This is a genomic window from Mycobacterium sp. NGS34 (genome assembly GCF_059812845.1).
In genome coordinates this window covers 442,876-467,075 of the sequence record NZ_JCALDM010000002.1, presented here as the reverse complement: position 1 = coordinate 467,075, position 24,200 = coordinate 442,876, and the positions used below count along the sequence as shown (strand labels likewise).

At 68.3% G+C, this 24,200-nt stretch carries 21 protein-coding genes, 1 pseudogene and 1 riboswitch; of the genes and pseudogenes, 10 read left to right on the top strand and 12 right to left on the bottom strand.

Annotated elements, in window-relative coordinates; genetic code table 11:
- Nucleotides 1-1,344, top strand: coding sequence for an aspartate aminotransferase family protein (locus AC5Y7V_RS07170; RefSeq protein ID WP_499879324.1), 1,344 nt, complete (start codon nt 1-3; stop codon nt 1,342-1,344).
- Here the strand turns inward: AC5Y7V_RS07170 and AC5Y7V_RS07165 are convergent.
- A complete protein-coding gene (locus AC5Y7V_RS07165) occupies nt 1,319-1,627 on the bottom strand; it encodes a hypothetical protein (protein ID WP_499879637.1) in 309 nt (102 codons plus the stop codon). The two genes, AC5Y7V_RS07170 and AC5Y7V_RS07165, sit on opposite strands and share 26 nt — an antisense overlap.
- A 121-nt stretch (nt 1,628-1,748) precedes the next feature.
- On the opposite strand from AC5Y7V_RS07165, the gene dacB1 reads away from it, so the two are divergent.
- The 3 genes from dacB1 to nagA are packed head-to-tail and all read left to right on the top strand — an operon-like array spanning nt 1,749 to nt 5,487.
- On the top strand, nt 1,749-2,996 hold the full coding sequence (gene dacB1 / locus AC5Y7V_RS07160) for a D-alanyl-D-alanine carboxypeptidase DacB1 (protein WP_499879323.1): 1,248 nt from the start codon (nt 1,749-1,751) through the stop codon (nt 2,994-2,996).
- Nucleotides 2,993-4,351 (top strand): sugar porter family MFS transporter, encoded by a 1,359-nt coding sequence (locus AC5Y7V_RS07155; RefSeq protein WP_499879322.1) that lies wholly within the window; start codon nt 2,993-2,995, stop codon nt 4,349-4,351. The genes dacB1 and AC5Y7V_RS07155 overlap by 4 nt, the downstream gene beginning before the upstream one ends.
- Nucleotides 4,342-5,487 carry an N-acetylglucosamine-6-phosphate deacetylase gene (gene nagA / locus AC5Y7V_RS07150; RefSeq protein WP_499879321.1) on the top strand — a complete coding sequence of 382 codons (1,146 nt, stop codon included), beginning with the start codon at nt 4,342-4,344 and terminating at the stop codon, nt 5,485-5,487. Before AC5Y7V_RS07155 ends, nagA begins: the two co-directional genes overlap by 10 nt.
- Here nagA and AC5Y7V_RS07145 read toward each other — a convergent pair.
- The 3 genes from AC5Y7V_RS07145 to trpS form a co-directional block, all read right to left on the bottom strand.
- Nucleotides 5,472-6,956 carry a flavin-containing monooxygenase gene (locus tag AC5Y7V_RS07145; RefSeq protein WP_499879320.1) on the bottom strand — a complete coding sequence of 495 codons (1,485 nt, stop codon included), beginning with the start codon at nt 6,954-6,956 and terminating at the stop codon, nt 5,472-5,474. The genes nagA and AC5Y7V_RS07145 overlap by 16 nt on opposite strands.
- A gap of 77 nt (nt 6,957-7,033) precedes the next feature.
- On the bottom strand, nt 7,034-8,074 hold the full coding sequence (gene yhjD, locus AC5Y7V_RS07140) for an inner membrane protein YhjD (RefSeq protein ID WP_499879319.1): 1,041 nt from the start codon (nt 8,072-8,074) through the stop codon (nt 7,034-7,036).
- Nucleotides 8,075-8,082: 8 nt separating this feature from the next.
- Nucleotides 8,083-9,102 carry a tryptophan--tRNA ligase gene (trpS, locus tag AC5Y7V_RS07135; RefSeq protein ID WP_499879318.1) on the bottom strand — a complete coding sequence of 340 codons (1,020 nt, stop codon included), beginning with the start codon at nt 9,100-9,102 and terminating at the stop codon, nt 8,083-8,085.
- A gap of 132 nt (nt 9,103-9,234) precedes the next feature.
- Here trpS and ephH point away from each other — a divergent pair, with 132 nt between their 5' ends.
- Complete coding sequence (gene ephH, locus AC5Y7V_RS07130; protein WP_499879636.1) at nt 9,235-10,035, top strand: epoxide hydrolase EphH; 801 nt, start codon at nt 9,235-9,237, stop codon at nt 10,033-10,035.
- Here the strand turns inward: ephH and AC5Y7V_RS07125 are convergent.
- Both AC5Y7V_RS07125 and AC5Y7V_RS07120 read right to left on the bottom strand, forming a co-directional pair.
- Nucleotides 10,032-11,261, bottom strand: coding sequence for an NADP-dependent isocitrate dehydrogenase (locus AC5Y7V_RS07125; RefSeq protein ID WP_499879317.1), 1,230 nt, complete (start codon nt 11,259-11,261; stop codon nt 10,032-10,034). The two genes, ephH and AC5Y7V_RS07125, sit on opposite strands and share 4 nt — an antisense overlap.
- Nucleotides 11,262-11,287: 26 nt before the next feature.
- Nucleotides 11,288-13,534 (bottom strand): NADP-dependent isocitrate dehydrogenase, encoded by a 2,247-nt coding sequence (locus tag AC5Y7V_RS07120; RefSeq protein ID WP_499879316.1) that lies wholly within the window; start codon nt 13,532-13,534, stop codon nt 11,288-11,290.
- A 145-nt stretch (nt 13,535-13,679) separates the two neighbouring features.
- Nucleotides 13,680-13,797, top strand: a riboswitch (SAM riboswitch).
- Between the two features lie 155 nt (nt 13,798-13,952).
- Between AC5Y7V_RS07120 and AC5Y7V_RS07115 the strand changes: the two genes are divergently transcribed.
- Genes AC5Y7V_RS07115 through AC5Y7V_RS07105 form a run of 3 tightly spaced genes read left to right on the top strand, consistent with a single transcriptional unit; the run spans nt 13,953 to nt 17,214 of the window.
- On the top strand, nt 13,953-15,326 hold the full coding sequence (locus AC5Y7V_RS07115) for a bifunctional o-acetylhomoserine/o-acetylserine sulfhydrylase (protein ID WP_499879315.1): 1,374 nt from the start codon (nt 13,953-13,955) through the stop codon (nt 15,324-15,326).
- 11 nt (nt 15,327-15,337) lie between these two features.
- Nucleotides 15,338-16,483, top strand: a complete 1,146-nt coding sequence (metX, locus tag AC5Y7V_RS07110; RefSeq protein ID WP_499879314.1) for a homoserine O-acetyltransferase MetX — start codon at nt 15,338-15,340, stop codon at nt 16,481-16,483.
- The gene (locus tag AC5Y7V_RS07105) at nt 16,480-17,214 is read left to right on the top strand and encodes a class I SAM-dependent methyltransferase (RefSeq protein ID WP_499879313.1); all 735 of its coding nucleotides are present in this window, start codon (nt 16,480-16,482) and stop codon (nt 17,212-17,214) included. The genes metX and AC5Y7V_RS07105 overlap by 4 nt, the downstream gene beginning before the upstream one ends.
- On the opposite strand, the gene AC5Y7V_RS07100 is transcribed toward AC5Y7V_RS07105, so the two are convergent.
- From AC5Y7V_RS07100 to AC5Y7V_RS07085, 4 genes and pseudogenes are all read right to left on the bottom strand, one after another.
- Nucleotides 17,211-18,050, bottom strand: a complete 840-nt coding sequence (locus tag AC5Y7V_RS07100) for an SDR family oxidoreductase (RefSeq protein WP_499879635.1) — start codon at nt 18,048-18,050, stop codon at nt 17,211-17,213. The two genes, AC5Y7V_RS07105 and AC5Y7V_RS07100, sit on opposite strands and share 4 nt — an antisense overlap.
- A 2-nt stretch (nt 18,051-18,052) precedes the next feature.
- Nucleotides 18,053-19,306, bottom strand: coding sequence for a PE-PPE domain-containing protein (locus AC5Y7V_RS07095; protein ID WP_499879312.1), 1,254 nt, complete (start codon nt 19,304-19,306; stop codon nt 18,053-18,055).
- A 60-nt stretch (nt 19,307-19,366) separates the two neighbouring features.
- Nucleotides 19,367-19,579, bottom strand: a pseudogene (locus tag AC5Y7V_RS07090) (HNH endonuclease signature motif containing protein); the annotation flags it as partial.
- A gap of 70 nt (nt 19,580-19,649) precedes the next feature.
- On the bottom strand, nt 19,650-21,089 hold the full coding sequence (locus AC5Y7V_RS07085; RefSeq protein ID WP_499879311.1) for an FAD-dependent oxidoreductase: 1,440 nt from the start codon (nt 21,087-21,089) through the stop codon (nt 19,650-19,652).
- A gap of 246 nt (nt 21,090-21,335) precedes the next feature.
- Between AC5Y7V_RS07085 and AC5Y7V_RS07080 the strand changes: the two genes are divergently transcribed.
- Complete coding sequence (locus AC5Y7V_RS07080) at nt 21,336-21,803, top strand: DUF732 domain-containing protein (RefSeq protein WP_067014629.1); 468 nt, start codon at nt 21,336-21,338, stop codon at nt 21,801-21,803.
- Between the two features lie 5 nt (nt 21,804-21,808).
- Here the strand turns inward: AC5Y7V_RS07080 and AC5Y7V_RS07075 are convergent, their stop codons facing one another.
- Together AC5Y7V_RS07075 and AC5Y7V_RS07070 are read right to left on the bottom strand one after the other, a co-directional pair.
- On the bottom strand, nt 21,809-22,084 hold the full coding sequence (locus tag AC5Y7V_RS07075; protein ID WP_369807245.1) for a DUF3017 domain-containing protein: 276 nt from the start codon (nt 22,082-22,084) through the stop codon (nt 21,809-21,811).
- Between the two features lies 1 nt (nt 22,085).
- Nucleotides 22,086-22,928, bottom strand: coding sequence for a bifunctional methylenetetrahydrofolate dehydrogenase/methenyltetrahydrofolate cyclohydrolase (locus AC5Y7V_RS07070; RefSeq protein ID WP_499879310.1), 843 nt, complete (start codon nt 22,926-22,928; stop codon nt 22,086-22,088).
- 39 nt (nt 22,929-22,967) lie between these two features.
- Between AC5Y7V_RS07070 and AC5Y7V_RS07065 the strand changes: the two genes are divergently transcribed.
- Complete coding sequence (locus AC5Y7V_RS07065) at nt 22,968-24,176, top strand: NADH:flavin oxidoreductase (RefSeq protein ID WP_499879309.1); 1,209 nt, start codon at nt 22,968-22,970, stop codon at nt 24,174-24,176.
- The last annotated feature ends 24 nt before the right edge of the window (nt 24,177-24,200 follow it).

The window sequence follows — 24,200 nt, the reverse complement described above, 5'->3', positions numbered from 1 at the left end:
ATGACTGACAACCTGTGGCTGCACTTCGCCCGGCACGGCCCGGGCATGGCGCCGCCGATCATCACCTGCGGCGAGGGCGTCACCATCTTCGACGACCGCGGCAAGGCCTACCTCGACGCGCTGTCCGGGCTGTTCACGGTCCAGGTCGGCCACGGGCGCACCGAACTCGCCGAGGTCGCGGCCCGACAGGCGAGCACGCTGGCGTACTTCCCGCTGTGGGGCTACGCGCACCCGAGCGCGATCGAGCTCGCCGAACGCCTGGCGCGCTACGCCCCGGGCGAGCTGAACCGGGTCTTCTTCACCACCGGCGGCACCGAGGCCGTCGAGACGGCGTGGAAGGTGGCCAAGCAGTACTTCAAGCTCACCGGCAAACCCGGTAAGCACAAGGTGATTTCGCGGGCCGTCGCCTACCACGGCACGACCCAGGGCGCGCTGGCGATCACCGGCTTGCCGAAGTACAAGGCGCCGTTCGAGCCGGTGACCCCGGGCGGCTTCCGGGTGCCCAATACGAACTTCTACCGCGCGCCCGAACACTTCCGGGCCGGTTCGGAAGCCGACCTCAAGGCGTTCGGGCGCTGGGCCGCCGACCGGATCGCCGAGGCGATCGAGTTCGAGGGACCGCAGACCGTCGCAGCGGTGTTCCTCGAGCCGGTACAGAACGCGGGCGGCTCGATCCCGCCTCCCCCAGGCTATTTCGAGCGGGTGCGCGAGATCTGCGACGAATACGACGTGCTGCTGGTGTCCGACGAGGTGATCTGCGCGTTCGGGCGGATCGGGTCGATGTTCGCCTGTGACGACTTCGGCTACGTGCCCGACATGATCACCTGCGCCAAGGGGCTGACGTCGGGCTACTCACCGCTGGGCGCGATGATCGCCAGCGAGCGGTTGTTCGAGCCGTTCAACGACGCCAAAACCATGTTCCCGCACGGCTATACGTTCGGCGGCCACCCGGTGTCGGCCGCGGTGGCGCTGGCCAACCTCGACATCTTCGAGCGCGAGGGCCTCAATGAGCGCGTCAAACGCGACGCGCCGGCTTTCCGCGCCACCCTGGAGAGGCTCTACGACCTGCCCATCGTCGGCGACGTGCGCGGCGAGGGGTACTTCTACAGCGTCGAACTGGTCAAGGACAAGGCGACCCGGCAGACCTTCACCGACGACGAACGCGGGGCGCTGCTGCCCCGGGTGGCCGCGGCGCTGTTCGACGCCGGGATGTACTGCCGCACCGACGACCGCGGCGATTCGGTCATTTTGCTGGCGCCGCCGCTGATCAGCGGCCAACCCGAGTTCGACACCATCGAGGCCACCCTGCGCGGCGTGCTCAGCGAGGAGTCGGGCCGGCTGTAGCCAGGACCCGCTTGACCTCGTAGGCGGCCAGCAGCACCTCACGGGAATGCGCCGTGCTCGGGTCGCTGCCCAGCCGGGTCTGCGCGTTGCACAGCCAGGTCAGCGCGGACTTCAGGTCGGCGCCCTCTGCGCTGTCGCGATGCGACTTCAGCTCTTCCAGGATTCGCTCATGCCCGGAACTGCGGACCTGGGTGCCCTTCTCGACCTGCTTGAGCAGTTGCTCGAGCGACCGCGGACCGTCGCCGTCGCGTCGCCATCGAGACCAAAAGCCGTTGTTTTGAATGGTGTCAGCGTAGTGGTTCGCCTGCGCCCCCTCGCACCCGGGCAGCTTTGTAACATCCGCCCCATCAGTCACAGCGCGGCTCCCGGGAATTGGGCCGCCGATCGCCTAGTCTGCTGACACAATGACCCTGTTACGTTCCGCGTCATGCCTGGCAGCGACGCTTTTCCTGGTCGGCGGCCTGGCCGCCGCCCCGATGGCTGCGCCCCTCGCTTCCGCCGAGCCGGCCCAGGGCCCCAACGCCGGACCGCCGAGCTGCCCGTTCCAGGTGAACACCCCGCCCGCGGTGGACTCCTCGGAGGTGCCCGCCGCCGGCGACCCGCCGATCCCGCTGGCGGTGCCCCCCAAGCCGGTCGGCGGCGAGGCGCTGGGCGGCTGCGGCGTCGTCGCGGCGCCCGGGACGCCGCCCCTGCCGGGCGACGTGTCGGCCGACGCCTGGCTGGTGGCGGACTTGGACAGCGGCGCCGTCATCGCCGCCAAGGACCCGCACGGCCGCCACCGCCCCGCCAGCATCATCAAAGTGCTGGTCGCCATGGCCTCCCTCAACGCGCTGCCGCTGAACAAGTCCGTCGAGGGAACCGCCGAAGACGCGGCCGCCGAGGGCACCAAGGTCGGCGTGCAGGAGGGCGGCGTTTTCACCGTCAACCAGTTGCTGCACGGCCTCCTGATGCACTCCGGCAACGACGCCGCGCACGCGCTGGCCATGCAGCTCGGCGGGATGCAGCAGGCGCTGGAGAAGATCAACGTGCTGGCCGCCAAGCTCGGCGGGCGCGACACCCGGGTGGCGACCCCGTCGGGGCTGGACGGCCCCGGCATGAGCACGTCGGCCTACGACATCGGCCTGTTCTACCGCTATGCCTGGCAGAACCCCACCTTCGCCGGCATCGTCGCGACGCGGACCTTCGACTTCCCCGGCCACGGCGACCATCCCGGCTACGAGCTGGAAAACGACAACCAGCTGCTCTACAAGTACCCCGGCGCGCTGGGCGGCAAGACCGGCTACACCGACGACGCCGGGCAGACCTTCGTGGGCGCGGCCAACCACGACGGGCGGCGGCTGGTGGCGGTGCTGCTGCACGGGACGCGGCAGCCGATCGCGCCGTGGGAACAGGCGGCGCACCTGCTGGACTACGGGTTCTCCACGCCGCAGGGCACCCAGGTCGGCACGCTGATCGAGCCCGATCCGTCGCTGCTGCCCACCAAGCACGACGGCGCCGCCGACCGGCAGGGCGCCGGCCCGCAGGCCGCCGGGCTGATGCCGTCGGCGGACGCGCTGCCGGTGCGGGTGGGCGTCGCGGTGATCGGAACGATCATCGTGTTTAGTTTGATCATGGTCGCACGCTCGATGAACCGCCGACCGCAACACCGGTGACGGCCGGGCGCGCCCCGTCGCGGCGGGGCCTGCTGCTCGGGCTCACCGCCGCCAGCGTCGGCGTCATCTACGGCTACGACCTGTCCATCATCGCCGGCGCGCAGCTGTTCGTCACCGAGGACTTCGGGCTCACGACTCGGCAACAAGAGCTGCTGACGACGATGGTGGTGATCGGTCAGATCTTCGGGGCGCTCGGCGCCGGCGTGCTCGCCAACGCGATCGGCCGGAAGAAGTCGGTGGCGCTGATCCTGGTCGCCTACGCGGCTTTCGCGCTTCTCGGCGCCTTCTCCGTATCGCTGCCGATGCTGTTGGCGGCGCGCTTCCTGCTGGGCCTGACGATCGGCGTGACCGTGGTGGTGGTGCCGGTGTACGTGGCGGAGTCGGCCCCCGCGGCGGTGCGGGGCTCGCTGTTGACGGCCTACCAACTGGCGATCGTCAGCGGACTCGTCGTCGGCTACCTGACCGGCTACGCGCTGGCCGGCGCGCACGCCTGGCGCTGGATGCTCGGGCTGGCCGCCCTGCCCGCAATGCTGCTGCTGCCCTTGCTGATTCGGATGCCCGACACGGCCCGGTGGTACGTGCTCAAGGGCAGGTACGACGAGGCGCGCGCCGCGCTGCTGCGCGCGGACCCCACCGCGAACGCCGACGACGAGCTGGCCGAGATCGCGAGCGCCTTGAGCGAAGGGAGCGGCGGCTTCTCCGAGATGCTGCGGCGACCTTACTCACGGGCCACCGTCTTCGTGATCACGCTGGGCTTCCTGATCCAGATCACCGGCATCAACGCGATCATCTACTACAGCCCCCGGATATTCGAAGCGATGGGCTTCACCGGCAATTTCGCCCTGCTGGCCCTGCCGGCGCTGGTTCAGGTCGCCGGGCTGGCGGCCGTGGGCACGTCGCTGCTGCTGGTCGACCGGCTGGGCCGGCGCCCAATCCTGTTGTGCGGCATCGCCATGATGATCGCCGCCGACGTCGTCCTGATGGCCGTGTTCGCCCAGGGCCGTCTCGGCGGCGCCGGACTGGTGTTCGGGTTCGCCGGCGTCGTGCTGTTCATCTTCGGCTACACCGCGGGTTTCGGCTCCCTGGGGTGGGTGTACGCGAGCGAGAGCTTCCCGTCGCGGCTGCGGTCTTTCGGCTCCAGCACGATGCTCACCTCCAACCTGGTGGGCAACGCGATCATCGCCGCCGTGTTCCTGACGATGTTGCATTCACTCGGCGGCGCAGGCACTTTCGCGGTGTTCGTCGCGCTCACGCTGGTCGCCTTTGTGTTCGTCTACCGGTACGCCCCGGAAACCAAAGGCCGCCAACTCGAGGACATCAGGCACTTCTGGGAGAACGGCGGTCGATGGGACTGATCCGTTCGGGGACCATGGTTCTCGACGGGCAGGTCTGCCGGCCGGGATGGCTGGAGGCGGCCGGCGGGCAGATCCGGGCGTGCGGCGCCGGACCCCCGCCCGGGCCCGTCGACCGGGACTTCCCGGATTGCGTTGTAGTGCCGGGCTTTGTCGACATGCACGTGCACGGCGGCGGCGGCGCCTCCTACACCGACGCCTACACCGACCCCGACGCCATCGACGCGGCCGCCGACTTCCACCGGCGGCACGGCACCACCACCACGCTGGCCAGCCTGGTCACCGCCACGCCGGCGGAGCTGATCGCCGGCGTCCGCGCGCTCGCCGCGGCCACCCGGCGGGGCACCGTCGCGGGCATCCATCTGGAGGGGCCGTGGCTGAGCCGGGCCCGCTGCGGGGCGCACGACGCCACCCTGATGCGCCACCCGGACGCGAGAGAGATCGACGCCGTGCTGACCGCCGGCGACGGCGCCGTCCGGATGGTCACGCTGGCGCCCGAACTGCCGGGCGCCGACGACGCGATCCGGCGCTTCCTGGACGCGGATGTCGTTGTGGCCGTGGGCCATACCGACGCGACCTACGAACAGACGCAACGGGCCATCGCCGCGGGCGCCACGGTGGGCACCCACCTGTTTAACGCGATGCCGCCGCTGCACCACCGCGAACCGGGGCCCGCGCTCGCGTTGCTGCGGGACCCCGGCGTGACGGTCGAGCTGATCGCCGACGGTGTGCACGTGCACCCGGAGGCGGTGCGCGCGGTCATCGCGGCCGCGGGGCCCGACCGGGTCGCCCTGGTCACCGACGCGCTGGCCGCGGCCGGCTGCGCCGACGGGACGTTCCGGCTCGGCACCGTATCGGTCGACGTCGCGTCCGGGGCGGCGCGGGTGCACGGAACGTCCACGATCGCCGGCAGCACCGCCACCATGGACCGGCTCTTTCGGGATGTCGCCTCAGACGCGGGGCTGGCCGCCACATCGCGGATGACGTCGGCGACGCCGGCGCGGGCGCTGGGACTCGAGCGGGTGGGCATCCTGCGGGCGGGCTATGACGCGAATCTTGTTGTGCTCGACCGCGATTTGCGCGTCGCGGCCGTCATGGCCCGCGGCGACTGGATCCGATCCCGTCAGCGCAACGCGTAGTCGCTCAGCGGGAAGCTGGACGCCTCCTCCACGGCCTTGTCCGTCGGCGTGGGCCGCAACAGACTCGCTTCGCCGCTGGAGTTGAAGTAGTACGACCGCGAGGTGGCGCAGTTGCCGGCGTAGAACACCGTGCCGTCGAGCAGCCCGGTCATCCGATCCAGGAATCGCGCGTTCGCTTCCTCGGTGACCTCGAACTCGGTTGCGCCCGTGCGCTGCAGCTCACCGAGCAGCCGGTCCATGTGTCGCATCTGGTACTCGACGTTGTTGAAGATCGAGAGGCCGCAGAACCCGTACGGGCTGGCCAGGCTCAGGTAGTTCGGGAAGTACGGGACGGTCATCCCCTGGTATGCCTGGAACCTGTTCTCGCGCCACCACTTTCCGAGGTTTCGGCCCTCCCTGCCGATCACCTCGATCGCCGGGAAATTGGCATCCCACAGATCGAAACCGGTGGCGAGCACCAGCGTGTCGATGACGGTCTTGCGCCCGTCCGCGGTGACGATGCCGTCGGGTTCTATCCGCTCGATGCTGTTGGTCTCCAGATGCACGTTCGGTCTGGTGAAGGTGCGGTAGTAACTGTTGGACCACGTGGGCCGTTTGCAGCCGAAGTCGTAGTCGGGCGTCAGCTTGCGCCGCAGCTCCTTGTCCCGGATCGAGACGAAGCGGCTGATCTTGGCCAGGTCCGCCGCGGCGATGTTCCCCCGCCGGAACGTGCGGAAATGCAGCACACCCGTCACGATCAGCACTTCGAAGAAAAAATCGGTCAGATGCCGAACGAGCCGCTGCACCTGGGGAACCCGGGCGAACACGCGCTGCACCCAGGCCGGAATCGCGAAGTCGATCTTGGGTACCACGTGGATCGCCGTGCGCTGATACACGGTCAGGTCGGCGACTTTGTCGGCCAGCACGGGGATCAACTGCACCGCGGTCGCACCGGTTCCGATGATCGCCGCGCGGCGCCCGGCGAAGTCGTAGTCGTCGTCCCAGGCCGTGGTGTGCACGACCTTGCCGGCGAACGTCTCGATGCCGGGAATGTCGGGGTTGTGCGGCTGGGACAGGAACCCGGTCGCGGTGATCAGAAAACGCGCCGTCAGCGTTTCGCCACCGGCAAGTTCCACTCGCCACCGGCGCGCGTCCTCGTCCCAGCGCGCGCCCTCGACCACGGTGTTGAACCGCATGTAACGGCGCACGTCGTACTTGTCGGCGACGTGTTCGGCGTACCGCTTCAATTCGGGGCCGGGCGCGAACAGCCGCGACCAGTACGGGTTGGGCTCGAACCAGTACGAATAGGTGGTGGACGCAATGTCGACGGCCAGGCCGGGGTACCGGTTGACGTGCCAGGTCCCACCGAGATCGTCCTCGCGGTCCAAAATGACGATGTTGTCGTATCCGAGCCGGTTGAGTTGGATCGCCGCGCCGATGCCGCTGAAGCCGGCACCGACGATGACGAAGTCGAAATCCCCCGTGTTCATGTGACCAGGTAGCTCCTCGTGTGACGCAGGTCACCGCGCGCTGCGCAGCCGCTCGCGTACCGAGTGTAAGGCAGAAGTCATTTCCCCTGCGTGAGCAGCCGGCGGGCCAGCCGGGACAAGGCGATCGCCCCTAACGCACCCACGCCCATCGCGGTCACCGTCTGGCGCGTGGAAAGCCCCTCGTCCACCTGCACCCGCGGCGCGATGATCGCCGGCGGCGGGGGCTCCACATGCGTGGCGCGCGGATCGCGCGACGCGGTGGCGGCCCAGGCGGCGGCGAACAGCACCAAATATGCGGTGACGTAGGAGAACACCATGAGGCCCAGCACCGGCCCGAAGGCGACCCCGGCGGGGCTGCGCAGCACCGCCTTCAGATACAGCGACGCCACCTGCTTGAACAGCTCGAAGCCCGTCGCCGCCAGCAGACCGGCGCGCATCGACGCGACCGGGTCCACCTTCTCGCGCGGCAGCCGGGCGATCATCCAAGCGAACAGCAGCCACGACACGAACAACGAGATCAATATCGAGAAAAGCCGGAACAGCCAGTCGAACACCGAAAATTGCGGTATGCCAAGCCATCTCAGGACCGCACCCATCGGCGCCTCGTGGCCCAGCGTGCTCAGCGCCACGGTGGCCACCATGACCGTGAACGTTCCGAGCATCGCGACCAGGTCGGACAGCTTGTTGCGCAGGAACCCCGGCGACTCGATGCGCTTGTCCCACCACATCTCGGTCACCGCGCCGCGCAGGTGCGATATCCAGCCCACCCCCGCCCAGGCGGCGGTGACCAGCCCGATGACGCCGACGGAGGTGCGCGCGTCGATCGCCGAATTCATCAGGTCGACCAGCTGTTGCGAAAGGGCGCCGGTCACCGAGGACCGGATGTGGTCGTCGATCGTGTTCAGCAGCTGGGGCCGGCGCGACAGCAGGAACCCGAACGCCGCGAAACCGACCATCAGCAAGGGGAATAACGCGAAGATCGTGTAGTAGGTGAGGCCGGCGGCGTAGAAGCCGCCGTTGCGCTCGTCGAAACGCTGATAGGCGCGCAGGACGTGGTCGAACATGCGAAACCGGGCCCGCAGCCGATCCAGGATGCCTGGCTTGGCCGGCTCGCTCATGCGCAACCCTATTCCGGTACGGGAAGGAACCCCAACCGATCGTAGACCCGCCGAACGGTTTTGCCCGCGACCTCCTCGGCGCGCTGCGCCCCGGCCGCCAGCACCGACTCCAATTCCGCACGGTCGGCCATCAATTCGTCGACGCGCGCCTTGATCGGGCTCACGAATTCGACCACGGCCTCGGCGGTGTCCTTCTTGAGGTCGCCGTAGCCGCGCCCGGCGTAGCCCTCGACGAGCTTGTCGATGCCGACCCCGGTGACCGCGGACTGGATCGTCAGCAGGTTCGACACGCCGGCCTTGGCCTCGGTGTCGTAACGGATTTCGCGCTCGCTGTCGGTCACCGCCGAGCGAATCTTCTTGGCGGACAAGGCCGGATCGTCGAGCAGGTTGATCAGCCCGGCGTCGGTGGCGGCCGATTTGCTCATCTTCGACGTCGGGTCGGCCAGGTCGTAGATCTTGGCGGTGGCCTTGGGGATGAGCACGTCGGGCACCACGAAGGTGTCGGTGAAGCGGCTGTTGAACCGCTGCGCGACGTCGCGCGCCAGCTCGAGGTGCTGGCGCTGGTCCTCGCCCACCGGCACCAGATCGCTGTCATAGGCCAGCACGTCGGCCGCCTGCAACACCGGATAGGTGAACAGGCCGACCGTGGTCGAGTCGCTGCCCTGGCGCGTGGACTTGTCCTTGAACTGCGTCATCCGCGACGCCTGCCCGAAGCCGGTGAAGCACCCCAGCACCCACGCAAGCTGGGTGTGGGCGGGCACGTGGCTCTGCACGAAGACCGTGCTGCGGTTGGGGTCGATGCCCAGCGCCAGGTATTGCGCGGCGGTGACCAGGGTGCGGCGTCGCAGCGCCTCGGGATCCTGCGCGACGGTGATGGCGTGCAGGTCCACGACGCAGAAGAACGGGTCGTGGTCGTCCTGCAGCGCGACCCACTGGGTAACGGCGCCCAGCGCGTTACCCAGGTGAAGCGAGTCGGATGTCGGCTGCACGCCGGAGAAAATCCGGCTGGATCCGGTAGCGGTGCTCATGATTCCCCGATCTTTTCATGGGCGGACCGGCCATTGTTTGCAGTACCGGCGGTACCGCCATTACTGTCGGACGGTATGGGGAGCAACGACGGGACCCGTCCGCCGATACACACCGGCTCCGGCGAGCCGGTTGTGCTGCTGCATCCTTTCCTGATGTCGCAGGCGGTGTGGGAGGACGTGGCCCGGCAGCTGGCCGACACCGGCCGCTACGAGGTCTTCGCCCCGACGATGGCCGGCCACAACGGCGGGCCGAAGGCGGGCACCTGGTTCCTTTCGTCCGAGGTGCTCGCCGATCACGTCGAGCGCCAGATGGACGAACTGGGCTGGAAAACCGCGCACATCGTCGGCAATTCGCTGGGCGGCTGGGTCGCCTTCGAGCTGGAGCGGCGGGGGCGCGCGCGTAGCGTCACGGGCATCGCCCCGGCCGGCGGGTGGACGCGCTGGACCCCGGCCAAGTTCGAGGTGATCGCCAAGTTCATGCTGGGCATCCCGCTGCTGCTGCTCGTCTGGGCCTTCGGGCCGCGGGTAATGCGCCTGCCGTTCAGCCGCCAGCTGGCCACCTACGCGATCAGCGCGTCACCGGAGGGCGTCAGCGAGCGCCAGCTGTCCGGCATCCTCGACGACGTCGCGCACTGCCCCGCCTACTTCCAGCTGCTGGTCAAGTCGCTGTTGCTGCCCGGCCTGCGGGAGGTCGCCGAGAACGCCGTCCCGGCCCACCTGGTCATCTGCGAGAAGGATCGGGTCCTGCCCGCCCCCAGGTTCAGCCGGCATTTCACCAACCAGCTGCCCAAGGACAGTCACCAGGTCACCAAGCTCGACGGCGTGGGGCACATCCCGATGTTCGAGGCGCCGGAGCGGATCACCGCGGAGATCACCGGCTTCCTCGACCAGTGCATCGCGTCGGAATCGGGCCGCGAACAGCCCGCTGGCTAGCCGGCTAAAGCCTTCTCCAGGTTTTCGGCGATGGAATTGAGGAATTCCTCGCTTTGCTGCCACTCCTGGTCGGGGCCGATGAGGATGGCCAGGTCCTTGGTCATCTTGCCGTCCTCGACGGTGGCGATGACGACCTCTTCGAGCTTCTTGGCGAACTCGATCACCTCGGGGGTGTCGTCCAGCTTGCCGCGGTGCTGCAGCCCCCGGGTCCAGGCGAAGATCGACGCGATCGGGTTCGTCGAGGTCGGCTTGCCGGCCTGGTACTGCCGGAAGTGGCGGGTGACGGTGCCGTGCGCGGCCTCGGCCTCGACGGTCTTGCCGTCGGCGGTCATCAGCACGGACGTCATCAGCCCCAGCGAGCCGTAGCCCTGCGCGACGGTGTCGGACTGCACGTCGCCGTCGTAGTTCTTGCAGGCCCAGACGTAGCCGCCCTCCCACTTGAGGCAGGCCGCCACCATGTCGTCGATGAGCCGGTGCTCGTAGGTCAGGCCCTCGGCTTCGAACTGCTCCTTGAATTCCTCGTCGTAGATGCGCTGGAACTCGTCTTTGAACATGCCGTCGTAGGCCTTGAGGATGGTGTTCTTGGTGGACAGGTACACCGGCCATTTGGCGTTGAGGCCGTAGGCGAACGAGGCGCGCGCGAAATCGCGGATGGAATCCTTGAAGTTGTACATCCCCATCACGACGCCGCCGTCCTCGGGGATGGACACCACCTCGTGCACCATCGGCTCGCTGCCGTCGGCCGGCGTGAACGTCAGCGTGACGGTGCCGGGCTTGTCGACCTTGAAGTTCGTCGCACGGTACTGGTCACCGAATGCGTGACGGCCGATGACGATCGGCTTGGTCCAGCCCGGAACCAGCCGCGGCACATTGGAGATCACGATCGGTTCGCGGAAGATGGTGCCGCCCAGGATGTTCCGGATGGTCCCGTTGGGCGACAGCCACATCTTCTTCAGGTTGAATTCGTGGACCCGGGCCTCGTCCGGGGTGATGGTCGCGCACTTGACGCCCACGCCGTGCTTCTTGATCGCATAGGCCGCGTCGATGGTGACCTGGTCGTCGGTGCGGTCGCGGTGCTCGATGCCCAGGTCGTAGTAGTCCAGGTTGATGTCGAGATGCGGCAGGATCAGCATGTCCTTGATGAGCTTCCAGATGACGCGGGTCATCTCGTCGCCGTCGAGCTCGACTACCGGGCCCTTGACCTTGATCTTGGATTCGTTGGACATTCGAGTTCGACTTTCTTCTCGCGGCTCTAGCCTTGGGAGGCTTGCGAAGCTGCTAGCGCTTCGTTGAACGTTTTGCTCGGCCGCATTACTGCAGTCGTCTTCTCCGTGTCCGGGCGATAGTAGCCGCCGATGTCGACTGCCTCGCCCTGCGCCTCCGCGAGTTCGGCGACGATCGCATCTTCGTTGCGGCCCAACTCTTCGGCCAACGCGGCGAAGTGCTCACGCAGCTCTTCGTCTTCGGATTGCGCGGCGAGTTGCTCGGCCCAGTACAGCGCCAGGTAGAACTGGCTGCCGCGGTTGTCGAGCTCGCCGGTCTTGCGCGACGGGCTCTTGTTGTTCTCCAACAGCTTTCCGATCGCCGCATCCAGCGTCTTGGCCAGAATCTTGGCGCGCTCGTTGCCGGTCTTGATGCCGATGTCCTCGAAACACGCTCCCAGAGCGAGGAACTCACCGAGCGAGTCCCAGCGCAGATGGTTTTCCTCGACGAGCTGGTGGACGTGCTTCGGTGCCGAGCCGCCCGCCCCGGTTTCGTACATTCCGCCGCCGGACATCAGCGGCACGATGGACAGCATCTTGGCGCTGGTGCCGAGTTCCAGGATGGGGAACAGGTCGGTGAGGTAGTCGCGCAGGATGTTTCCGGTCGCGGCGATGGTGTCCTGCCCGCGCATCGCGCGCTCCAGCGTGTACCTCATGGCCCACACCTGCGGCATGATGTTGATGTCCAGGCCCTCGGTGTCGTGCTCCTTGAGGTACGCCTTGACCTTCTTGCGCAGCTCGACCTCGTGGGGCCGTTCGGTGTCCAGCCAGAACACCACCGTCATGCCGGAGTTGCGCGCCCGGGTGACGGCCAGCTTGACCCAGTCGCGGATCGCCTCATCGGTGACGATCGGCATCCGCCAGATGTCGCCCTCCTCGACGTTCTGGGTGAGCAGCACCTCCCCGGTGTCGAGGTCGACGATGTTGGCGACGCCGTCCTCGGGGATCTCGAAAGTCTTGTCGTGCGAGCCGTATTCCTCGGCCTGCTGCGCCATCAGGCCGACGTTGGGCACGGTGCCCATGGTCGTCGGGTCGAACTGGCCGTGGGTCTTGCAGAAGTTGATGATCTCCTGGTAGATGCGGGAGAACGTCGACTCCGGGTTGACGGCCTTGGTGTCCTTCTGCCGCCCGTCGGCGCCCCACATCTTGCCGCCGGCGCGGATCATCGCCGGCATCGACGCATCCACGATCACGTCGCTGGGCGAATGAAAGTTGGTGATGCCCTTGGCCGAATCGACCATCGCCAGCTCCGGGCGGTGTTCGTGGCAGGCGTGCAGGTCGCGGATGATCTCCTCGTGCAGCGACGCGGGCAGCGACTCGATCTTGTCGTAGAGGTCGACCAATCCGTTGTTGACGTTGACGCCGAGTTCGTCGAACAGCTCCTGATGCTTGGCGAACGCGTCCTTGTAATAGACCTTCACCGCGTGGCCGAAGACGATTGGGTGGGAGACCTTCATCATCGTGGCCTTGACGTGCAGCGAGAACATGACGCCGGTCTCGTAGGCGTCCTGCATCTGTTCCTCGTAGAACTCGATGAGGGCCTTCTTGCTCATGAACATGGAATCGATGACGTCGCCCTCGCGCAGTTCGACCTTGGGCTTCAGCTCGAGCGTTTGCCCACCCTTGGTCTCCAGCACCATCTTCACGTTGCGGGCATGGTCCAGCGTCATCGACTTCTCGCCGTGGTAGAAGTCGCCGTGCCGCATGGTCGCGACGTGGGTGCGAGCCGCCGGCGAGAACTCCCCCATGCTGTGCGGGTGCCTGCGCGCGTACTCCTTGACGGCCTTGGGCGCGCGCCGGTCCGAATTGCCTTCTCGTAGTACCGGGTTGACCGCGCTGCCAAGGCATTTCCCATAGCGGGCGCGAATTTCCTTGTCCTCGTCGGTCTTCGGGCTCTGCGGGAAGTCCGGGATCTGGTAGCCCTTGGACTGCAGCTCCTTGATGGCGGTGATCAGCTGGGGCACCGAGGCGCTGATGTTCGGCAGCTTGATGATGTTGGTGTCGGGCCGCTTGGTCAGCTCGCCCAGTTCCGCCAGGTCGTCGCGCACCCGCTGCTCTTCGGTCAGGTGATCGGAGAACTCGGCCAGGATCCGGGCGGCCACGGAGATGTCACGGGTTTCGATCTTGATGCCCGCCGGTTCGGCGAAGGCTCGCACGATCGGCAGGAACGCGTAGGTCGCCAGCAGCGGCGCCTCGTCGGTCAGCGTGTAGATGACGGTCGGCTGTTCGGCGCACACGGTCCATCTCCCGGCGTCATTGATCAGTGAATGATGGTTCTCAGCGTTCTGGTTGCCACGTTATCAAGGGCGTTTGGACAGGTGTCGACCGTGCAGTGGCATCTCCGTTGGCATGGACTCGCCGTAATGAGATAGGCTTCACATCGGTCATGAGTGCCAGCGCTAAGCCCCGGCTTGCTGGCCGGCAACCCTCCAACCGCGGTGGGGTGCCCCGGGTGAAAGACCAGGTCTAGTAGCCACAGGCTGCGCGGCAAGCGCGGGTCCGCCATACCGGACCCCTGACTAGAGGGGAAACGTGATGCGCATTCATCAAGCTCATTGGCGTGGCTTTGTCTGCGGCTTTGTCTGCCGTCGGTAATCCGACCGCGCACTCCCCCGACACCCCAATTCATGCCCTGCTGAGAAGAAAGCACCGCACGTGAGCTCCCAAAACAACGAAACCAGCCCCGAAACGGACCCCGCCGACCCGAAAGCGCACTGGTCGTTCGAGACCAAGCAGGTCCACGCAGGCCAGAGTCCCGACCCCGCGACCCACGCCCGGGCCCTGCCGATCTACCAGACCACGTCCTACGTCTTCGACGACACCGCGCACGCCGCCGCGCTGTTCGGGCTCGAGGTCCCGGGCAACATCTACACCCGGATCGGCAACCCGACCACCGACGTCGTCGAGCAGCGCATCGCCGCGCTCGAGGGCGGGGTGGCCGCGCTGTTCCTGTCCTCCGGGCAGGCGGCTGAGACATTCGCCATATTGAACCTCGCGAGTGCCGGAGATCACATCGTCTCCAGCCCGCGGCTCTACGGCGGCACGTACAACCTGTTCCACTATTCGCTGCCCAAGCTCGGCATCGAGGTCAGCTTCGTCGACGACCCCGACGACCTCGATTCGTGGCAGGCGGCGGTGCGGCCGAACACCAAGGCGTTCTTCGGCGAGACCATCTCCAACCCGCAGATCGACATCCTGAACATCCCGGGGGTTTCCGGGGTCGCCCACGCCAACGGTGTGCCGCTGATCGTCGACAACACCATCGCGACGCCCTACCTGATCCAGCCGTTCGCGCACGGGGCCGACATCGTGGTGCACTCGGCCACCAAGTACCTGGGCGGGCACGGCTCCGCGATCGCCGGCGTGATCGTCGACGGCGGCACCTTCGACTGGACGCAGGGCCGCTTCCCCGGATTCACCACGCCCGACCCGAGCTATCACGGCGTGGTGTTCGCCGAGCTGGGGCCGCCGGCGTACGCGCTCAAGGCCCGCGTGCAACTGCTGCGCGACCTCGGGTCGGCCGCCGCGCCGTTCAACGCGTTCCTGGTGGCCCAGGGCCTCGAGACGCTGAGCCTGCGCGTCGAGCGGCACGTCGCCAACGCGCAGCGGGTCGCCGAGTTCTTGGAGGGCCATGACGGCGTCGTGTCCGTCAACTACGCGGGGCTGCCCAGCTCGCCGTGGTACGAGCGGGGAAAGAAGCTGGCGCCCAAGGGAACCGGGGCCGTGCTGGCGTTCGAGCTGGCCGGCGGTATCGAGGCCGGCAAGGCGTTCGTGAACGCGCTGCAGCTGCACAGCCACGTCGCCAACATCGGTGACGTGCGGTCGCTGGTGATTCACCCGGCGTCGACCACGCACGCCCAGCTTTCGGCCGACGAGCAGCTGGCCACCGGTGTCACCCCCGGGCTGGTGCGGCTGGCGGTCGGCATCGAGGGCATCGACGACATCCTGGCCGACCTGGAGCTCGGCTTCGCCGCGGCCCGCAAGATCGGGGCGGGGGCGGCCGACCCGCAAGCCGTGGCGGCGTTCTGAGGGGTTCTGACATGACGATCTCCGACGTCCCGACGCAGACGCTGCCCGCCGAAGGCGAGGTTGGCCTCGTCCACATCGGCTCGCTGACCACCGAGAGCGGTGCGGTGATCGACGACGTGTGCATCGCGGTCCAGCGCTGGGGCGAGCTGTCGCCGACGCGCGACAACGTGGTGGTGGTCCTGCACGCGCTCACCGGCGATTCGCACATCACCGGGCCGGCCGGGCCCGGGCATCCCACGCCCGGCTGGTGGGACGGCGTGGCCGGGCCGGGAGCGCCGATCGACACCGACCGCTGGTGCGCGGTGGCCACCAACGTGCTCGGCGGCTGCCGCGGCTCCACCGGCCCCAGCTCGCTGGCCCGGGACGGAAAGCCCTGGGGCTCACGGTTTCCGCTGATCTCGGTGCGCGACCAGGTGGAGGCCGACCTCGCCGCGCTGGCCGCCCTGGGCATCGACCGGGTGGCCGCCGTGGTCGGCGGATCCATGGGCGGCGCAAGGGCTTTGGAGTGGATCGTCGGCCATCCCGACCGGGTGCGGTCCGGGCTGCTGCTGGCCGTCGGCGCGCGCGCCACCGCCGACCAGATCGGCACGCAGGCCACGCAGGTGGCGGCCATCAAGGCCGACCCGAACTGGCACGGCGGCGACTACTACGAGACCGGGGCGTCGCCGGACGCCGGGCTGACGATCGCCCGCCGCTTCGCGCACCTGACCTACCGCGGCGAGGTCGAGCTCGACACGCGCTTCGCCAACGACGCCCAGGGCGACGAGGATCCGGCCCCATTTGGCGGCGGCCGCTACGCCGTGCAGAGCTACCTGGAGCACCAGGGCGACAAGCTGCTGGCCCGCTTCGACGCCGGCAGCTATGTCATCCTCACCGAGGCGCTGAGCAGTCACGACGTCGGCCGCGGGCGCGGCGGCGTCGAGCGCGCGCTGCGCGGCTGCCCGGTGCCGGTGGTGGTTGGCGGCATCACCTCCGACCGGCTCTACCCGCTGCGCCTGCAGCAGGAACTGGCCGAGCTGCTGCCGGGCTGCTCCGAGCTGCACATCGTCGACTCCATCTGTGGGCACGACGGGTTCCTGGTGGAATCCGAGGCCGTCGGCGAGTTGATCCGCGAGACGCTGGATTTGGCGGACTCGGCTGATGGGGGTCGGCGGTGATCCGCTCCAGCCAGGAACGCTCCCTGTCGTTCGGCTCGGCGGCCGCCGCCTATGAGCGAGGCCGGCCCTCCTATCCACCGGAGGCGATCGACTGGCTGCTACCGCGCGGCGCGCGCCAGGTGCTGGATCTGGGCGCGGGCACCGGCAAGCTGACCACCCGGCTGGTGGAACGCGGTTTCGACGTGGTGGCCGTCGACCCCATCCCCGACATGCTGGAGGTGCTGCGCTCCTCGCTGCCGGAGACCCGGGCCCTGCTGGGCACCGCGGAAGAGATTCCGTTGGAGGACAACAGCGTTGACGCCGTGGTCGTCGCCCAGGCCTGGCACTGGGTGGATCCCGAGCGGGCGATCCCCGAGGTGGCCCGCGTGCTGCGGCCGGGCGGGCGGCTCGGCCTGGTGTGGAACACCCGCGACGAACGGCTGGGCTGGGTGCGCGAGCTGGGCGAGATCATCGGCTCCGATGGCGACCGGGGCCGCTTCGACGTCTCGCTGTCGACGTCGTTCTCCGAGCCCGAGCGCCATCAGGTCGAGTGGACGAATTACCTTACGCCGCAAGCCCTGATCGATTTGGTGGCGTCGCGCAGTTACTGCATCACCTCGCCGACCGAGGTCCGCACCCGCACGCTCGACCAGGTGCGCGAGTTGCTGGCCACCCATCCGGCGCTTGCCAATTCGAACGGCCTGGCGCTGCCGTACGTCACCGTGTGCATCCGGGCGGCGCTGGCCGGTTAGGACGGGGTCGCGGGCAGGCCCGACGGGTCGCGGCCGTCGTAGAGCATCGGCAGGTAGGCGGCGAGGAAGCCCTCGACGTCGCGGCCGTGGTTGGACACCCACTCCCGGTTTTCCGGATGGGTCAGGATGAGATAGCGCTCCTGTTGGATGCCGGCAACGACGCGCTCGGCGGCGTCTTCGGGCGAAATCGGGCGCAACAAGTGGGGCGGGAAGTTGATCCAGCGTGGGTCGTCGATGCCGATCATGCGCGCGCTCTCGCCGATGTTGGTGGTCACCAGCTCCGGGCAAACGACCGAAACCCCAATGCCTTTGGGCCGAAGGTATAGGTACAGGCCCTCGGTGATCCCCACCACGGCGTGTTTGGCGCCGATGTACGGGATGTTGTCGTAGCCGTGGGCATACAGGCCGGCGATGGACGCCGTGTTGACGATCCAGCCGCGGCCCTGCTCGAGCAGGATGGGCACGAACGCGCGGATGCCCCGCACGACGCCGAACACGTTGATGTCGAACAGCCGCTGCCAGTCCTGCATCGGAACCCGTTCCGGCGGACCCAGCAGCGCCACACCGGCGTTGTTCATCACGACGTCGACCCTGCCGAATTCGGCGAGCGCCGCGCGGGCCAAGGCGTCGACGTCGGCGTCGGAGGTGACGTCGCACCGAACGGCCAGCGCCCGTTGTCCGATCTCGGCGATCGCCGCCACGGTCTCGTCCATCCGCTCCTGGTGAATGTCGCCGACCACGACGTCGGCCCCGGCCCGCGCCAGGGCGAGCGCCGTGGCCCGCCCGATGCCGGAGGCACCACCGGTGATGACCGCGACCGCGCCGGAAAGTTCCATCGTCACCAGAAGAGGTTCGGCAACGGGGGCAGGCCTTGCAGGGTGCCCTGCAGGAAGTACGGCCCGGCGTTCGGCGTCAGGGACGAGTAGCCGTCGTCGACGATCGGATGCAGAAAAGCGTTGAGGTCGTTGACGATCGGTTGCGGGACGCCGAGCTGCTGAAGCGGGTACAGCATCGGCAGCGTGGGCGACGGGACCATGTCGGTGGTGATCGTGCCGCCCAGCGAGGTGGTCACACTGGAGACCTGCACGGCGTCCGACATCGACGCCAGCGACGTGGTGTTGTGGTTGTAGATGCCGGCGGCCAGCGAGTTCACCCAGGCCGGAATGTTCCACGGGCGGTCGGGCGGATTGCCGAAGAAATCGTACTGCCCGAACACCACGCTGACGTCGTACTGGGTGTTCGGCACGCCGTGCGCGGTGTAGTCGACGAAAGGCACGGTCACGCCGTCCGGCAGGTAGGCGTGGAACAGGCCGGACTCGGGGCCGTTGAACATCGCGAACTGCAGGGCACCGTGCGGTGGCGCCGTCGGGTCCGCGGCCAGGGCGGCCAATTCGCGGTTGACGACGAGAGTTCCCTCCGACAGCGCGGCGATGCGCACCGGTGCACCGCTGCCGTTGGCGAAGGCGTTGAAGATCTGGTCGTTGAGCGCCTGCTGCCCCATGGCGAGGGCCTGGTTGACACCGGGGGCGGCCAGGCTACCGCTGATGAAGCCGATGCTGGCCGGGTAGTTGACCACCTGGGGGGTGGTGCCGGGGAACCAGCTCTGCCCGATGGCGTGGTTCAGCAGGTCATATCCCTGCAGGATCGACACGGAGGGTGGCCCCGGGATGCTGCCCGCATACAGCAGCTGCCCCAGATAGGGCAGATTGGTGATGAAGTTCGGGTAGTACAGCGGCCCCGCGCCGGGGACCGTGATCCGCGTGCCCGCCGCCGCGGCAGGGATCGCCGGGCTCCCCAACAGCGTTTCGGCCGTTGCGATCTCGGCGGCCAGATACGTGCTGGCGCTCCCCGCCAAGGTGTTCACGAACCTCTGGTGCAGCTGCACGGCTTGCGCGGTGAGCGCCTGGAATTGCAGGCCGTGCGCGCCGAACAACCCGGCGATGCACGTCGAGACCTCGTCGGCGCCCGCGGCCAACAGCGACGTCGTGGAGTTCGCGGCCGCCGCGTTGGCGGCGTCGACCGCGGAGCCTATCCCGGCCAGATCCTCGGCAGCGGCCGACAACAATTCCGGCGTGGCCAGGACATACGACACCCGGTGCCTCCTTGCCCCCGGACGCGATCAGTGGCTGTGAGGCTACTCGCGGCCGGGGCGTTAGGCGTGGCTTTCGTCTTCGTCGTCGTCGTCGGCGTCACCGTCGTCGGTGCGGAGGAGTTTTTCGGGGTGCCAGTAGGTGTTGGTTCTGGCTTGGCCGCGTTCGAGGTGCGGCGGCGGTATCCATTCGGTCTCGCCTTTGGCATTTTTGCGGGTGGTCCAACCGTCGGGGCTGAGCATGCGGTGTTGGCAGCCGCAGGCGAAGGTGAGGTCTGGGTCGTGTAGAAGTCGACGGCCGCCCGGACGTCGTCGGCGAGGTAGCGCACGCGCGCGAGCTCGCACGTCAGATGTTCAGCCCCGAGTACATCACCCGATTCGGGTCGTACTTCTGCCGAACCGTCGCCAGCTGCGACAGGTTCGAGCCGAAGTAGCGCGACGGCGAGCTGTTGGCCTCCAGGTAGTTGACGTAGCCGCCGACCGAAAACGGTTGCACCGCTTGATGTGCGGAACTGAGCCACTGCTGCGCGGCGGCCACCTGGTTGGCGGCCGGCTCGACGTACCACTGCAACAGCGCGGACTGCTTGCGCCACGGAAACGCGGTGTCCCCCGACCCCACGTCGCCGGCGGCGCCGTCCAGCGGGTCGATGAGCACCGACGCCTTACCGGCCGACGCGGGCCACTGCCCGATGGCGGTCGCGATGGCATGCGCCGCAGCGGAATTCATCGTCGAGAGCACGTCGGATCCGGCCACGAAACCGACGGGCGAGGCCGTCGAGCTGCCCCCGGCGAGGTACGTCACCAGGTCCACGTGGCCGAGCGTCTTGTTCACGACGGCGCTCGGCGCCACCCCGACCGCGGACTTGATGGCGTCCACCACACCGGAACCGGCGCCCGCGGGGCAGGTCGCCAGCACGTGGCAGTTCGGCTGGCTTCCGACCGAGAGATCGACTATCCCCCATGTGTTTCGGTCCGCGGCGCTCAGCCACGACTGCCAGCCGGACAGCACCTGCACGGCGGACGCCGGGGGGAAGTCTAGCCGGACCACGTCGCTGTCGGCGGTCGCGAAGGTCCCGAACGTCATTGACGTCGTGACCCCGAAGTTGCCGCCGCCGCCACCGCGCAACGCCCAGAACAGATCCGGGTGATCGTTGGCCGACGCGGTGACGACCTCGCCGCTGGGCAACACCACGGTGGCCGACTGCAGGGCATCACACGTCAGGCCCGCATGACGGCAATCGGCGCCCACTCCGCCACCCAGAGCCAGCCCCCCGATCCCGACGGTTGGGTAGGTGGCGGTGGGGATGGCGCGCCCCGCGCCGGCCAGCCCCTGGTGCACCGCGTACAGCGTGGTCGCCGGAGTCACGGTGGCGTTGCCGGCGCCGTCGACGTTCACCCCGCCGGGAAGCCCGCGCAGGTCGATCACCATCGCACCGCTGGAGCTCGATGCGCCGATGTAGGAGTGCCCGCCCCCGCGTGGGGCGATCTTGAGCCCGTTCGCCGTCGCGAACGCGACCGCCTTCTGCACGTCGGACTGCGACGACACCCGGACCACCGCGGCCGGATTGGAATTGTTGTAGAGCGAATTGAAAACCTGTTTGCCGGAGGAGAATTGGGCGCCGCTGGTCGGCAGCAAGACGTTGCCCCCGATTGAGGAGGCCAGGCCGCCCCAGCCTGCGACGGGGTCCGCGGCGGCGCGCGCGCTGCCGAACACCGCTGCGGTGGCCAGCATTCCGGCACCGCGAAGGAACGTCTGACGCGAGATACCCCTCTGATTCGTCGTCATGGGCCGGATTCTGGTCCAAACGGCTCCTGAAAATCCGGCCTCCGCCCGAGTGTCAGGTCACAGTGTGGCCTCGATCCGCCGGGCGCGCGCCGGGCCGATAACCGACGTCGCGCGGACGATCCCCTCACGAAACGCTTATTGTGCAAACCTTTATCGCACCGTGTTGTAAACGTGACAGAAATAGATCAGAGTTCCTAGCGTGACTGGAGTGCAATCAGAGCACCCGGCGAGGCACGGGAGGCTGGCATGAAGGCACTCACAGCGGAGACGCAACGTTGGATCTGGCTGTTCCGGCACCAGCCGCTGAGCATCCGCCTGCTGGCCGGGGCCGCCGCCCTGCTCACCGCGGCCGCCGCATTCGCGGCGCCGGCCGAGGCCGACGCCGGGGCCGACGACGCCTTCATCGACGCGCTGAACCACGCCGGCATCGACTTCGGCGAGCCCGGCAACGCGATGTCCGTCGGCGAGTCCATCTGCCCGATGCTCGCCCAGCCGGGCGGGAACTTCGCCGCCGCCGCGGCCACCGTCAGCCACCGCGGTCTGTCGCCGCAGATGGCGAAGCTGTTCACCACCATCGCCATTCAGAGCTACTGCCCGCAGGAGATGGCCAATATCGCCAGCGGCAACCCGGCGGCCGGCATTCCCGGCGGCCTGCCCGGGCTGGCCGGAGGCATCCCCGGCATCCGCCAAATCCCCGGAATGCCGGGCGCTTAGCCCGCTTAGCGCGTCCCCAGCGGGTCGATCGTCGACGCGATATAGACCATCGCCGCCGCCACCGTCGCGGTGGTCAGGAAGTCGATCCCGCGGCTGCGCACGACCAGCAGGCCGGCCCGCTCGTCGGACAACACCAACCGCAGCACCGCCGCCACGCCGACCCCGATTCCGATCAGCAGGGCACCGCGACGCCAGAAGTTGGCCGCCGCCAACACAAATGCCGCGGCGAAGATCAGCTCGACCAACAGGATCGGCCACTGGGCCCGTAACGTCGCGCGCACGCTATCCCTCGGCCAGTTCGACGACGTTGGTCAACAGGAACGCGCGGGTAAGCGGGCCGACGCCACCGGGATTCGGCGACACGTGGCCGGCCACCTCCCACACATCGGGATGCACGTCGCCGGCGAGCTTGCCGTCCACCCGGCCGACGCCCACGTCGACGACGGCGGCGCCGGGACGCACCATGTCGGCGGTCAGCATGTGCGGCACGCCCACCGCGGCCACGATGATGTCCGCCTGCCTGGTCAGCGCCGGCAGGTCACGAGTCTTGGTGTGGCACAACGTCACCGTGGCGTTCTCCGAGCGGCGGGTCAGCAGCAGGCCCAGCGGACGCCCGACCGTCACCCCGCGGCCGATGACTACCACGTGCGCGCCGGCGATCTCGACGTCGTAGCGCCGCAGCAGGTGCACTATGCCGCGCGGGGTGCACGGCAGCGGCGCCGGATCCATCAGCACCAGCCGGCCCAGGTTGGTCGGGTGCAGCCCGTCGGCATCCTTGCGAGGGTCGACGCGCTGCAGCGCGGCGTTCTCGTCGAGCTGCTTGGGCAGCGGCAACTGCACGATGTAGCCGGTGCACTCCGGGTTGGCGTTCAGTTCGTCGATGGTGTCGTTGAGCTGGGCGGTGCTGGTGTCGGCGGGCAGGTCGCGGCGGATCGACGTGATGCCGACCTTGGCGCAGTCGGCGTGCTTGCCGCGCACGTAGGCCTGCGAACCGGGGTCGTCGCCGACCAGGATCGTGCCCAGCCCGGGCGTGCGGCCCGATGCGGTCAGTGCGGCCACCCGCTTGGTGAGGTCGACGAAGATCTCGTCACGGGTGGCCTTGCCGTCCAGCGTGATTGCGCCCACGCCTGACAGTCTGGCACGACGTGCGACTAGGCTCCTCGCATGTCTACCCCTCCAGACGTGCTCAGCCCGGCCAAGCTGGGGCCCATCACGCTGCGCAACCGCACCATCAAATCCGCCACCTTCGAGGCGCGCACGCCCAACGCCCTGGTGAGCGACGACCTGATCGAATACCACCGCCTGCCGGCGGCCGGCGGGGTCGGGATGACGACCGTCGCGTATTGCGCGGTGTCCCCCGGCGGGCGCACCGAGGGCAACGGGATCTGGATGCGCCCCGAGGCGGTGCCCGGGTTCCGCCGTCTCACCGACGCGATCCACGCCGAGGGCGCCGCGGTGAGCGCGCAGATCGGGCACGCGGGCCCGGTGGCCAACGCCAAGTCCAACAAGGCCAAGGCCCTGGCGCCGGTGCGGTTCTTCAACCCGATCGGGATGCGCTTCGCCAAGAAGGCCACCCGCGACGACATCGACGACGTGATCGAGGGGCACGTCAACGCGGTCCGGCTCGCCATCGAAGCCGGCTTCGACGCGGTCGAAATCCATTTGGGCCACAACTATCTGGCGAGCGCGTTCCTGTCCCCACTGATCAACCGTCGCAACGACGAATTCGGCGGATCGCTGGAAAACCGGGCCAAGGTCGCCCGCGGGATCGTCATGGCGGTGCGGCGCGCGGTGGAGAAGGAGGGCACGCCGATCGCGGTCACCGCCAAGCTCAACATGTCCGACGGGGTGCGCGGCGGCATCAGCACCAAGGAATCGCTGATCACCGCCAAGTGGCTGCAGGACGACGGCGGTCTGGACGCGATCGAGCTCACCGCGGGCAGCTCGCTGGTCAACCCGATGTACCTGTTCCACGGCGACGCGCCGATCAAGGAATTCGCCGGCGCCTTCAAGCCACCGCTGCGCTGGGGCATGCGGATGACGGGCAAGAAGTTCCTGCGCGAGTACCCCTACCGCGAGGCCTATCTATTGCGCGACGCCAAGCTGTTCCGCGCCGAACTCACGATGCCGCTGATCCTGCTCGGCGGCATCACCAACCGGGAGACGATGGACCTCGCGATGGCGGAGGGATTCGACTTCGTCGCGATGGGCCGGGCGCTGCTGGCCGAGCCGGACCTGATCAATCGGATCGCCGCCGACGGCGCCGCGCACACCGTGCATTCGGCCTGCACGCACTGCAATCGGTGCATGCCGACGATCTACACCCGGACCCAATGCGTGATCACCGGCGCCCCGGACGCGTTGGCCCGCTGACCGCTCAGCCCACAGGGCGAAAAC